Source organism: Arthrobacter bambusae, from assembly GCF_030812595.1.
Lineage (GTDB): Bacteria > Actinomycetota > Actinomycetes > Actinomycetales > Micrococcaceae > Arthrobacter > Arthrobacter bambusae_B.
This window is the reverse complement of record NZ_JAUSSZ010000008.1, coordinates 109240-121611: the sequence shown is the minus strand read 5'-3', so window position 1 is coordinate 121611 and position 12372 is coordinate 109240. Positions and strand designations below refer to the sequence as shown.

The window sequence follows — 12372 nt, the reverse complement described above, 5'->3', positions numbered from 1 at the left end:
CACTGGGATAACCTAGAGCAGTGACTTATGAGATTGAGATTGGCCGTGGCAAGCGTGGGCGTCGAGCCTACTCCCTGGATGACATCGCGATCGTCCCCAACCGCCGTACGCGCGACCCCAAGGACGTCTCCGTTTCATGGCAGATTGATGCCTACAAGTTCGAGATGCCTGTGATCGCCGCACCCATGGACTCCGCGATGTCGCCCGAAACGGCCATTGCACTTGGCCGGCTGGGCGGACTGGGCGTGCTGGACCTTGAGGGCTTGTGGACGCGCTACGAGGACCCGCAGCCCGTGCTGGACGAGATCTCCGCCCTTAAGGATGAAACGGCCAGCCCGGCGGTCACGCGGCGCATGCAGGAGCTTTACAAGGCTCCAATCCAGCCTGAACTGATCACCTCGAGGCTCGCGGAAATCCGCGCTTCAGGCGTGACGGTGGCGGGCTCGCTGACGCCGCAGCGCACGCAGGAGCACTACAAGACCGTGGTCGCTGCCGGCGTCGACATTTTCGTCATCCGTGGAACCACGGTCTCTGCCGAACACGTCTCGAAGAACCACGAGCCTCTGAACCTCAAGCAGTTCATCTACGAACTCGACGTCCCGGTGATCGTCGGCGGAGCCGCCGGCTACACCCCGGCCTTGCACCTCATGCGTACCGGCGCTGCCGGCGTGCTGGTGGGCTTCGGCGGCGGCGCGACGACCACCACGCGCCGCGCACTCGGCATCCACTCGCCCATGGCCTCCGCCATTTCCGACGTCGCTGCCGCCCGCCGCGACTATATGGATGAGTCCGGTGGACGGTACGTGCACGTGATCGCCGACGGCGGCATGGGTACTTCGGGTGACATCGTCAAGGCCATCGCCATGGGCGCCGACGCCGTCATGCTCGGCAGCGCTTTGGCCCGCGCGGAAGAGGCCCCGGGCAAGGGCTGGCACTGGGGACAGGAAGCCCACCACCTTGAGCTGCCCCGCGGCGACAGGGTCAACGTCGGCACCGTCGGTCCCCTCGAAGAAGTACTCTTCGGGCCGGGCCACCACACCATCGGCACGTCCAACCTGATAGGCGCCCTTCGCCGCTCCATGGCCACCACCGGCTATTCGGACCTGAAGGAGTTCCAACGGGTCGACGTCGTCGTCTCGCCTTACTCGGGCCAGTAGCTCCCGTTCGGGCCACTTGAGCAGTGGGGGTAAAACCCTGCCCAAGCCCGCGGACAAGAAGTAGTGTGGGGGACTACGGGCTTTGTGCGATGGGAGGCGTCCGATGAGCAGTGTTGCAGATGGTTCGCAGAAGGATGGAGTGTCGCCTGGGGCATTGAGTCCGCAGGCACGGGCCAGATCCATCGACGTGCTCAAAAGCACCACAGAGCCCGGCAAGGAACTCGACATCCTGATCGTCGGGGGAGGCGTGGTCGGAGCCGGTGCGGCTTTGGATGCGGTGACCCGCGGTTTGTCCGTGGGCATTGTCGAAGCCCGGGACTGGGCTTCCGGCACCTCGTCGAGGTCCTCAAAGCTGATCCACGGCGGCTTGCGTTACTTGGAAATGCTTGACTTCCGACTGGTCCAGGAAGCCCTCCAGGAACGCGGGCTGCTGATCCAACAGATCGCGCCGCACCTTGTGCGCCCGGTACCGTTCCTGTACCCGCTGACCCGGCGTTTTTGGGAGCGGCCCTACGTTGGTGCGGGCATCTTCCTCTACGACACGCTTGGCCTCACCTCCGGCCACAGTCGCGGTGTGCCCATGCACAAACACCTCTTCCGGCGCGGAACACTTCGAGCCGCCCCCAGCCTCAAGAGCGATGCCTTCGTCGGCTCCATCCGGTACTACGACGCACAGGTTGACGACGCCAGGCTGGTCGTCAATGTGGTCCGTACCGCGGCCCATTACGGAGCGCATGCCGTGAACAGGATGCGCGTCGTGTCGTTCGTTCGCGAGGGTGAACGCGTGGTGGGTGCGAAGGTGGAAAACCAGGAAGACGGCAGCATCATCGAAGTCCGCGCCAAGCAAGTGGTCAATGCCACGGGAGTCTGGACGGACGAGACCCAGGCCATGGTGACGGATCGCGGCCAGCTTAAGGTCCGTGCTTCCAAAGGCATCCACCTCGTGGTCCCGCGCGACCGCTTCCAGTCCACGGTGGGATTGATCCTGAGGACCGAAAAATCCGTGCTGTTCGTCATCCCCTGGGGGCGGCACTGGATCATCGGCACAACGGACACCGACTGGAAGCTGGACAAAGCGCACCCCGCTGCGTCCACCAAGGACATCGACTATCTTCTTGAACACGTCAACCGTGTCTTGAAGCGGCCCCTGACCCGTGAGGATGTTGAGGGCGTATACGCAGGCCTCCGCCCGCTACTGGCGGGGGAGAGCGACTCCACGGCCAAGCTTTCACGCGAACACGTGGTGGCGCACCCCGTTCCGGGCTTAGTGGTAGTTGCGGGCGGCAAGTTCACCACGTACCGGGTCATGGCCAAGGACGCTGTGGACGAAGCAACCCGGGCCATGGACGAGCGCGTACCCGGGAGCTGCACCGACACCATTCCGCTCCTGGGCGCCGAGGGATTCAAAGCTGCATGGAACCGGCGGGCAAGAACCGCGGACGAGGCCGGGGTCCACGTCGCCAGGGTGGAACACTTACTCAACCGCTATGGCTCCATGGCCCCGGAGGTGCTGGCCATCATCAAAGACAACCCGTCCATGGCAGAGCCGCTGCCGGGTGCAGACGATTATTTGGCGGCAGAGGTCGTCTATGCCGCCACTCATGAGGGTGCCCGGCATGTCCATGATGTCCTGACACGACGCACCCGCATCTCGATCGAGTCGTGGGACAGAGGTGTTTCCGCGGTCCCCGTTGTCGCTAAGCTGATGGGAGAAATTCTCGGCTGGAGCGACGCGCAGCGGGAAAGCGAAATCAAGCACTACCTCGCCCGGGTGGAAGCTGAACGGCTCAGCCAACAGCAGCCCGACGACGAATCTGCCGATGCTGCGCGCATGGGCGTCGATGACATCGTTCCCCTCCGCTGAGCGGCCTGGGCTGGTTGGGCACACTGGAGGGAAGACGACTTGGCGGAACCACTGGACCCCTATGATGCCGAACTGACGACGCCGGAGACCGTCATCCTGGAGATGGAAGCGGTCGACAAAACCGATGCCGCGGGCCAGCTGGCCGATCGACTCTATGCTGCCGGGCGTATCACCGACCTTGAGGGCTTCCTCAAAGTGGTCAACTCGCGCGAACACCAACTGGCCACCGGGCTGCCGGGCGGCATCGGCCTCCCGCATGCGCGCAGCGAGTTTGTCTCACGGGTCTCTATCGCTGTTGGGGTCACGAAGTTCGGTCACTCGTTGGACTTCGGCGCCAGCGACGGGCCGGCCACGCTGGTCCTGCTCATCGCTACGCCCGCCAGTTCATTCTCAGACCACTTGGAAGTCCTCGCGACCTTGGCGCGGTCGCTGTCCAAGGAATCGTTCAGGGAATCCCTCCGTCGGGCCCACGATCCGGAGGTCATCGCAGAACTGATCAATTCCAGCCTGGTGTTCTTCGACCACTAAAGATTGGGGCAGGCCCACTCTTGGGGCAGAACTATTCGTTTAGCTGTTCTACAGCTTGACGAAGTACGGTTAAGGGGTGTTAAAAACCGCCCTGAAGCCCCGCTGGATCGCAGGACTTGTCTTCGCGCTCCTGCTTTCCGGGGTGTTTGTGCTGCTCAGCCAGTGGCAGTTCGGCAGATCCACGCAGAGCGAGGTCCCCGTTGACGACCCCGCGGTGGAGCATGTCAAGCCGCTCACCGGGACACTGCAACCCGGAACTTTCTTCCCGGGTACAGCATCGGACCAAATGGTCAGCGCCAAGGGTAGCTATGACCCCGCCAAGCAGGTCCTTGTGGAGGGCAGGCTTCTGGCCGGGCAAAAAGGATATTGGGTAGTTACCGCTTTTGCGGTCGACGGCGCGCCTGCCCTGCACGGCGTGGGCGCGTCCGCGAAGACCTGGATTCCCGTGGCCCGCGGCTGGGTCGCCGATCCCGCACAGGCCGGCCCGCCGCCGTCGGGCACTATTGAACTCACCGGACGGCTCCTGCCGTCCGAAGCGCCAGTGCCGAACGTGGACGCCGGGGCGGGACGCGCGTCTGCGGTTTCGGTGGCGGAACTCATCAACACGTGGGAAGTCTCAAGCTATCCTGGTTTCGTCGCCGCGACATCGGAAGTATCGGCTGGCAAGGCCATCGCACTTCCAGCCCAGATGAAGCCCCTGGATATCCCGGCCCAGCCGGCTAACCAACAGATCAACTGGCTCAACCTTTTCTACTCGGTGGAATGGGTAGTCTTTGCAGGATTCGCCCTCTACGTCTGGTGGCGCATGGTGGCCGATGACTACCGGCGCTCCCTCGAAGACGACGAAGAAGAAGAGCCCGACGACGAATCCCCGTCAGACGATTTGCCAGCAATTACCAAGCCAGAACAGGTAAAGCCATGATTGAGCCCAAACCGGCCATCCAGCCCGAACAATCCGGAGATCCCGCTGCGAAGCCAGCCGCGGCCAAGAAAGGTTCGGCCAAAAAGCGGCGATTCGGCGGAACCTCGGCCCAGATCCGCTCGGCCCTGAAGTTCTACAAAGTCATGGCCTACCTCACCGGTACCATGCTGCTGCTCCTGTGCGCCGAGCTCGTTGCGCGCTATGTGTTCGGCGTATATCTCTTCGCCGGCGGGACCAACGCAGTCACCGGCCAGCCCTTCGGTTTTGGATTCGCCGACGCCGAGGGGGTTCTCGGCGGCTTCAACGTCTCGATCGCGGTGCTGATCGTCCACGGCTGGATGTACGTGCTGTACCTGATCTCGGACTTCCGTTTGTGGTCGCTCATGCGCTGGCCGTTCACGAAACTCATCCTGCTCGCCCTGGGCGGCGTCGTCCCCCTCATGTCCTTCATTGTGGAGAAGAAGTTCCACTCGGAGGTAGAGATGGAACTGGCCGCGAACCCGCAGGCGTCCAAGCGCTACTGAGGGGCATGCCCCCGGCCGGCATTGTGAGATCCCTAACGTCGGACTGTTTTTGGGCTGATTCCGGAGCTTCACGCCCGGCTTCAAGGTGCACCGGGGCATCGAGGCAAAGTAGTCTGTTACGGTGACTACTCCCACCGCACCCTTCAGTTCTGAAGCTCAGACTTCCCAGAAGCCGGTGCTGGTTGTTGACTACGGTGCCCAGTACGCGCAGCTGATTGCCCGCCGCGTCCGTGAAGCGAATGTGTACTCGGAAATTGTTCCGCACACTTTCACCACCGAGCAGCTTCTGGCCAAGAACCCGGCAGCGATCATCCTTTCCGGCGGACCTTCAAGCGTTTACGCCGCGGGGGCCCCGAGGGTCGGCGCGGACCTTTTCGAGGCCGGCGTGCCGGTCTTCGGAATTTGCTACGGCTTCCAGGCCATGGCCAACGCGCTCGGCGGCAAGGTCGCACAGACCGGCTTGCGCGAATACGGCGCTACCGAGGCCACCACCGTCGGCGAAGCCCGCTCCATCCTTTCAGGTCTTCCGGGCTCGCAGAACACCTGGATGAGCCACGGAGACTCGGTTCATGAGGCTCCCGAGGGCTTCGAGGTCCTGGCGACCACCGCCGGCGCACCTGTGGCTGCTTTCGCGAACGAAGAGAAGCACCTTTACGGCGTGCAGTGGCACCCGGAAGTAAAGCACTCCGTCCATGGCCAGCAGGTCCTGGAGAACTTCCTGTTCAACGGAGCCGGCCTGAAGCCGAACTGGACCACCGGTAACATCCTCGAAGAGCAAGTGGAGCGCATCCGCCGGCAAGTCGGCGATTCCAAGGTCATCTGCGGCCTCTCCGGCGGCGTCGACTCTGCCGTGGCCGCGGCCCTCGTGCAGCGCGCCGTAGGCGATCAGCTGACCTGCGTGTTCGTGGACCATGGCCTGTTGCGCGAAGGCGAGGCCGAACAGGTCGAGCGCGACTTCGTTGCCGCAACCGGCGTCAAACTCTACGTCGCAAACGAGCAGGAGCGGTTCCTCTCCGCGCTTGCCGGGGTCAGCGACCCGGAGACCAAGCGTAAGATCATCGGCCGCGAGTTCATCCGTGCGTTCGAGGAAGCAGAGCGGGCCATCATCGCCGAGGCAGCGTCCGAAGGCGAGAGCATCAAGTTCCTCGTCCAGGGCACCCTCTACCCGGACGTCGTCGAATCCGGCGGCGGCGAAGGTGCCGCGAACATCAAGAGCCACCACAACGTGGGCGGCCTGCCCGAGGACCTGCAGTTCGAACTTGTTGAACCGCTCCGCGCCCTGTTCAAGGACGAGGTTCGTGCCGTGGGCGCACAACTGGGCTTGCCGCAGGAAATCGTCGGACGCCAGCCGTTCCCCGGACCGGGCCTGGGTATCCGCATTGTCGGCGAAGTGAACAAGGAACGGCTCGACCTTCTTCGTAAGGCAGACGCCATTGCGCGGGCCGAACTCACTGCGGCAGGACTCGACAACGAGGTGTGGCAGATGCCTGTCGTACTGCTGGCTGATGTCCGCAGCGTTGGCGTGCAGGGCGACGGCCGCACCTACGGACACCCGATCGTGCTGCGTCCTGTTTCCTCCGAAGACGCCATGACTGCCGACTGGTCGAGGCTCCCATACGACCTCCTCGCCAGGATCTCCAACAGGATCACCAACGAGGTTGACGGGGTCAACCGCGTAGTTCTTGATGTCACCAGCAAGCCGCCGGGAACCATCGAGTGGGAATAGCATTCTGAGTGACCGGCCCCTGCCCCAGGGGCCGGTCACTTTGCATTTCCCCGGAAATCAGGGCTAATTTGCCTTTCCACCAGTGTTTCGGTGCGGACTGCCGGTCTATTCCCGCTACCCTCGAAAGTATGCCGATTTGGTCCAAGTCGTCTCGAGCTAGAACAGAAAAGAAGGCAGCGGTGTCAGTAGGTCAAAGCCACGAAGAGAGCTCAGTGGAGCTCCGGAAATGGCTGTCAGGGCTCAAACCCGTGACTGGGGCGGACACGATGCTGCGCTTCGTCAAGACACCGGAAGGCTCGATAGACCTCAGCAACGGCCATCCGTCAGGCCTGGCGCAGCTCCTCGCCGGGCGTCGAACGCGGCTTTCCACCCTGATCCGGGATCGCCAGCAGTATCTAGTTGCCGCGCGTGCTGCCCGGAACCTTCGTTCGAAGATTTTCGAGCTGGGAAACGACCGGGGGATCGACGCCGGTTACCTGTCCTGCGGCACGGTCGTGTGGACGTCGGCGGTCGGAGGAAAACCCCAACGAGTCTCCGCCCCCGTCATGTTGGCTGCCATCTCACTCACGGCACGGCCGGGCGAAGACGACTACGAGCTCCAACTCACCGAGCAAGCGAGCATCAACCCGGCCTTGGTCCGGCATTTGAAGACGGTCCATGGAATCGTCTTTGACGTCAACGCCGTGAGCCGAATGGCGTACAACACCGCGCGCCTTGACCCGTTGCCGGTCCTTGACCGCCTCGCCACACTGGTGCAACCGATCCACGGTGCCGAAGTAACCCCGAACCTCCTCATCACGACGTTGGCGGATCTGTCCGGAAATCTGGAGGATCCGTGGATCAATGAGAACAGCAGCGTCGTTTCTGCCCTGTGTGAAGTTGCCAACGGCGGGGATGTGGAACCCGAGCCCATTAAGTCCGGACGGTTCCCGGACCTCGACGAGCGCGACCCCTCAGAAGAAACGCTCCTTCTGGACGCCGACCCGGATCAGCAGTACGTCGTGGATGCCGTGCGGGCAGGCGACTCCCTGGTAGTGAGCACCCCGCCAGGCAGCGGCCAGACCCAAACGGCCATCAATGCCATTGGTGCCCTCGTCAACGAAGGCAAATCGGTGCTCGTCGTGGGCGACCGGCGAGCGAGCCTGAACGGTTTGGCGAGCCATTTTGAAGCGTTGGGCCTTGAATCAATGGTCTTCAGGCCGGGCAACGGTGCCACGCCGCAGCAGCTCAAAGGCCAATTGGTCAGCGCGATCATCCGCAACGAAAAGTCGCTCGAGCCGCAGCTCGCGAATCTCCACAAAACCCTGACTGAGCACCGCCATGCCCTCATGGACCATGTCGCGTCTTTGCACAACGTACGCGAGCGCTGGGGATGCTCGCCCTATCAGGCCATGCAGTCGCTCGCGGAACTGACCTCCATCCAGCCCGCCCCCGCCACCACGGTCCGTCTGAAGCGCAGCGTGCTGGACAATATCAAGGATCGGGCCGAGCTGGCTGAAAGGCTGCGACGCGCTGCCGAGCTTGGCAGCTTCAGCCGAGCATCGACGTCGAGCCCCTGGTATGGGGCACGCTTGGTCACCCGCAAGGAGACCGAGGAAGCCCAGCAACTGGCCAGTAGTGCCGCGGAACGACTTCCCCAGCTGCGGGAACGGATGAACCAGGTTGCGGAGCACTCCGAAATCCGGCTCGGCGCGAACTTCGCCGAGTGGGGCGCACAGCTTGAGCTCTTGATGGCGGTACGGGAAAGCCTGGACAAATTCACCCCGGATATTTTTGACCGGCCGGTCCACGATCTGATTTCCGCTACCGCTACCTCCGCCTGGCGCCGTGAGCGGGGCGTCGAGATGCCCTCGATGCAGCGCTCCCGCTTGCGTCGGGTGGCAAAGGAATATGTCCGGCCCGGTGTCCACATTGCGGATCTGCACAGCTCGCTGGCGCTCGTCCAGGAGCAGCGTGCACTGTGGGCCCAGTACGCAACCACCCAGCGCCATCCGGCAGTGCCGTCCGGCCTCGCGGATTTGGGCGCCAGCTACCGCGAACTGGACCGGGACCTCCGAGGCCTGGGGGATTGCCTCAAACACACGGCAGGCGGCGGGAACCTCCACGCGGCGCGCTACGAAGATCTCCTTGATCGGCTTGAGCGCCTTGTGGCAGACACCGGAACGTTGGAAACTCTTCCGGAGCGCACGCTTCTGATCGAGAACATGCGCGAGCACGGACTCGCCGAGCTTCTTGCGGACTTGGCGGAACGCGAAGTGCCTGCCGAATCGGTTGCGGCGGAGTTGGATCTTGCTTGGTGGCAGTCCGCCCTGGAAGCAATGATCAGCGGCGACGACTACCTCGCGATGTCCGACGGCGATTCCCTGCGCCGACTCGAAGCGGAGTACCGCCTCGCGGACCACGCGCACATCGCCAGCGGAGCCGCCCGGCTGCGGTGGCGACTCGCCGAAATGTGGCGGGCCGGAATCGCTGAACATCCCCGGCAGGCAGAGCTCCTGCGGAACCTGATCAAGGATGGCCGGGTTACACTTTCGGCGCTGAGCGCCCAGGCTCCTGCGCTCGTTGCCCGTCTGGTCCCCGTATGGTCCATCAGCCCGTACCTCCTGACCAGCCTCCTGCCTGCCGAGCAGAAATTCGATGCGGTGGTGATTCTTGATGCCGAGAGCACGTCCTTGCAGGCTGTGCTGCCGGCCATCGCCCGGGCCCACCAAGTGGTTGCCTTTGGCGATGCGAAGATCGCCAATGCCCGCACGTTCAGCGTTGCAGTGGAGCCTCCGATGGCCGGTGCCGCGAGCCACGACACGGTGGACAGTGCGTTCACTGCTTTGTCCCGGGTCTTGCCTACGTGGCAGTTGAACTGGGTGTACCGGTCGGTTGATGAAGATCTGTTGCTGCAGCTGAGCAAGAACTACTACGACGGCGGCCTGCGTCGACTGCCGGACGGCCAATCTGTGACAGGGCTGGACCGCTCGGTAGTGGTTGAGTACATCCCGGATGGCACCGGCCTGCCTGGGGCCGATCACGAAGGCGTTGAATCCGTCGCTGCCGAAGTGAACCGCGTGGTTGATTTGGTGTTTCAACACGCCAGCTTGAGGCCGCGGACCTCGCTCGCGGTGGTCACCGCAAGCCTGCGCCATGCCGCACGGATCGGCGAAGCCATCAGGCTCCAGCTCCCTAACTATCCGCTGTTGTCGGGTTTCTTCAACGCAGGTGCGGAGTCCTTCCGCGTTGTGGACCTGGAGCGCGCGCAAGGACTGGTCCGCGACCACATCATCTTCTCCCTGGGCTTCGGGCGCACTCCGCACGGCCGGGCGCTGCACAGTTTCGGGCCCCTGTCCGTCGAGGGCGGGCGAAACAAATTTGCCTTGGCGATGACCCGCGCCCGGAGATCGTTGCACGTGTTGAGCTGTTTCCGTCCAGAGGACCTCGACCTGGACCGGTTGGCCCACGGCGCCGTTGAATTCCACGAACTCCTTGAGCGTGAACTGTCGGGGAACTCGGACCTGGGGACACCAGCCACCAGGGCAGCAGCCAGCGAGCAAGCCCTCGGTGAGGATCCGTTGGTGGCGGATCTGGGCGAGCGGCTCCGTGCTCGCGGAGCCCGTGTGTGGCACCACTATGACGGAGCCTTGGACATTGCCGCGGCGGCCGATCCCGTGCACACCATAGGCCGTGATGACACCGAAATGCCCACACCGGTGGCCATCGAATCGGATGGCACGGAACGATACCGCCGCATGAGTGTCAGGGAGCGCAGCCGGCTCCGGCCCCAGCTCCTGGAACGCCTCGGCTGGCGTTACATGTCCCTGTGGACCATTGAGGTGTTCACGGATCCCTCCTCCTGCGCAGACCGTATCGGGTCCTATCTGGGACTGGAGAAGCCGGTGGCGCCCTCGTATGGTGCCGTCCAGGATGGATTCCTGGATATTGATGTTGAACAATTGGAACTGGGCGCACAGGCCGAGCCGCCGGCGGCCAGCCCTGATGGTAGACAAAGTACTGGCTCCGGACCGGCCATCCCCTAAGGAAGCGCAATGGCCGAAAGCAAAAGCACCCAATCCAATCAACCCTCGGAGAACAGTGCCGACGCGGTGGACGCCGATACCGGATTGGACGAGCAGGAGAAAACAGAAGAGATGGAGCCCGGAGCGGAACGGAAGCCGGCAGGAGAAGGCATTCTTCCCAAGAGAGCCTCCGAAGATGATCCTCGCCGCTGGGGCGATGAATCCGGCTACGACCACGATGCCTGGCTGAAGGAGCAACGGCCGCCGCACTGGGGCTGAACGTTCAACCATGGTCGTCAGCATCCGGTGGGTCTCGGCTTACCGGTTGCCAGGGGGATTGACCAGGACAAAGAACAGTTTCCCGCGTGTGGACGCTCCGGCCAGGCTTTCGGTTTGTTGCGGATTGGCGGCGACCACCACAAGGCCGTCCGCCTCGTTTGCGCCCAACCATTGGCTGGCCTTGCCTCCCTGCGTGGACGTCCACAAGACCGGGACCGCAGCTGCCAGGAGTTCGGATTTCCTGCCGGGCCCTTCGAGTCCGTCTGCCGCCGTGAGCACGACGTTGACCAACTGGCCCGGCGAGATCAGCTGAATCGAAGCCGGATCGGCCATGCGCAGTGGAACCGCCGCCGTCGCGGGCGCGGTGCCGGTAAGCAGGCCGGGTCCCAGGATCTGGGCGTCTGTGGGGATCTGCCCCTTCTGCAGGGGCGATGCAAGTTGTTTCCCGCCGTATCCGGCGCGTGAAGTGAGAGCCCCGGCTGGAACTCCATCAGGGAGGACTTCGACAGGTTTGAGGTCGGAATCCGTCAAACTGGAGCCGGCCGGAAGATCCCGCGCAGCCGCCAGGACGGTGGCTCGCCGCTCTGAAGCCGGAGTCAGCTGATGGACTGCGACGCCGACGGTCACGCTGAGCAGCAGCGCAATCACAAGGCGGCGGTTGCGGTTCAGCCAGCCACCGAAACGGCGGTGTTTGGATTGTCCCGTTGGCGCATTTAGGCCCCCGCCAGCCTTGGAGGGGAGGGCCTGAAGACGGCGGGGGCGGGCCGCGGATACCGGGGCGAGCAGCCTGTTGCGGGGAATCGGCGAAGGCCCGAATGACCCGGGGCCTTGGGATGCGTTCGGTCTTGCTGGCATGCTGCCACGCTAACCGGGCACTCGCGCCCGTGGCAGGGCGTCGTTGGGCTATGTGGAAAACCCGGCTACGTGGAAAACCGGCTATCTGGAAAACCCGGCTACGTGAAAAGCCGAGGGCGGCTGGAAACCGCTATCAGCTAGCGGCAGCAGCCGCCGAAACCGACGCTGGGGCCGGGGACGCAGCCGGTGCGGGAGCGGCTGAAACTGTGCTTCCCTTGGAGTCCCGGGAGTCGGTGCGGTAGAAGCCAGATCCCTTGAAGACGACGCCCACGCTGTTGAACTTCTTGCGCAACGATCCTTGGCATTCGGGGCAGTCGGACAGGGAGCTGTCCGTGAAAGCCTGAACGATGTCAAAGGCATGTCCGCAGTCTTTGCAGGCATAGGCATAAGTGGGCACTGTTGATCCTCCTCCGTGACGAACTGCAGGTCCTGTGCTGCCAAGGAGGAGTGTTCCGTCCATTAGCAGTCCCAGGGCCTGAGTGCCAATTCTATCACCCGACGCCGGGGCCGCTA

Annotated in this window: 10 protein-coding genes; 8 read left to right on the top strand and 2 right to left on the bottom strand. The window is 63.6% G+C overall.

Annotated elements, in window-relative coordinates; translation table 11 throughout:
* Positions 1–20 precede the first annotated feature (20 nt).
* The 8 genes from J2S96_RS12375 to J2S96_RS20220 all read left to right on the top strand — a co-directional run bounded on the left by J2S96_RS12375 (position 21) and on the right by J2S96_RS20220 (position 11004).
* Positions 21–1157: a GuaB3 family IMP dehydrogenase-related protein gene (locus J2S96_RS12375; protein ID WP_306863700.1), complete on the top strand. Its 1137-nt coding sequence runs from the start codon at positions 21–23 to the stop codon at positions 1155–1157.
* Positions 1158–1260: 103 nt separating this feature from the next.
* Positions 1261–3021 (top strand): glycerol-3-phosphate dehydrogenase/oxidase, encoded by a 1761-nt coding sequence (locus J2S96_RS12370; protein ID WP_306863697.1) that lies wholly within the window; start codon positions 1261–1263, stop codon positions 3019–3021.
* A gap of 39 nt (positions 3022–3060) precedes the next feature.
* A complete protein-coding gene (locus J2S96_RS12365; protein WP_306863694.1) occupies positions 3061–3549 on the top strand; it encodes a PTS sugar transporter subunit IIA in 489 nt (162 codons plus the stop codon).
* A gap of 76 nt (positions 3550–3625) precedes the next feature.
* Positions 3626–4471 carry an SURF1 family protein gene (locus J2S96_RS12360; RefSeq protein WP_306863691.1) on the top strand — a complete coding sequence of 282 codons (846 nt, stop codon included), beginning with the start codon at positions 3626–3628 and terminating at the stop codon, positions 4469–4471.
* Positions 4468–4995: a DUF3817 domain-containing protein gene (locus tag J2S96_RS12355; protein WP_306863689.1), complete on the top strand. Its 528-nt coding sequence runs from the start codon at positions 4468–4470 to the stop codon at positions 4993–4995. Before J2S96_RS12360 ends, J2S96_RS12355 begins: the two co-directional genes overlap by 4 nt.
* A gap of 121 nt (positions 4996–5116) precedes the next feature.
* Positions 5117–6721 (top strand): glutamine-hydrolyzing GMP synthase, encoded by a 1605-nt coding sequence (gene guaA / locus J2S96_RS12350; RefSeq protein WP_306863686.1) that lies wholly within the window; start codon positions 5117–5119, stop codon positions 6719–6721.
* 128 nt (positions 6722–6849) lie between these two features.
* Positions 6850–10746: an AAA family ATPase gene (locus J2S96_RS12345; RefSeq protein ID WP_370873095.1), complete on the top strand. Its 3897-nt coding sequence runs from the start codon at positions 6850–6852 to the stop codon at positions 10744–10746.
* A 9-nt stretch (positions 10747–10755) separates the two neighbouring features.
* Positions 10756–11004, top strand: a complete 249-nt coding sequence (locus J2S96_RS20220) for a hypothetical protein (RefSeq protein WP_370873103.1) — start codon at positions 10756–10758, stop codon at positions 11002–11004.
* 39 nt (positions 11005–11043) lie between these two features.
* Here J2S96_RS20220 and cpaB read toward each other — a convergent pair whose 3' ends face one another.
* Together cpaB and J2S96_RS12335 are read right to left on the bottom strand one after the other, a co-directional pair.
* On the bottom strand, positions 11044–11859 hold the full coding sequence (gene cpaB, locus J2S96_RS12340) for a Flp pilus assembly protein CpaB (protein WP_306863683.1): 816 nt from the start codon (positions 11857–11859) through the stop codon (positions 11044–11046).
* Between the two features lie 133 nt (positions 11860–11992).
* Positions 11993–12256: an FmdB family zinc ribbon protein gene (locus J2S96_RS12335; RefSeq protein ID WP_306863680.1), complete on the bottom strand. Its 264-nt coding sequence runs from the start codon at positions 12254–12256 to the stop codon at positions 11993–11995.
* Positions 12257–12372 lie beyond the last annotated feature (116 nt).

Coding starts and splice junctions, on each gene's coding strand:
- J2S96_RS12370 (WP_306863697.1), top strand. CDS start 1,261: ATGAGCAGTGTTGCAGATGGTTCGCAGAAGGATGGAGTGTCGCCTGGG.
- J2S96_RS12355 (WP_306863689.1), top strand. CDS start 4,468: ATGATTGAGCCCAAACCGGCCATCCAGCCCGAACAATCCGGAGATCCC.
- J2S96_RS12345 (WP_370873095.1), top strand. CDS start 6,850: ATGCCGATTTGGTCCAAGTCGTCTCGAGCTAGAACAGAAAAGAAGGCA.
- J2S96_RS20220 (WP_370873103.1), top strand. CDS start 10,756: ATGGCCGAAAGCAAAAGCACCCAATCCAATCAACCCTCGGAGAACAGT.
- cpaB (WP_306863683.1), bottom strand. CDS start 11,859: ATGCCAGCAAGACCGAACGCATCCCAAGGCCCCGGGTCATTCGGGCCT.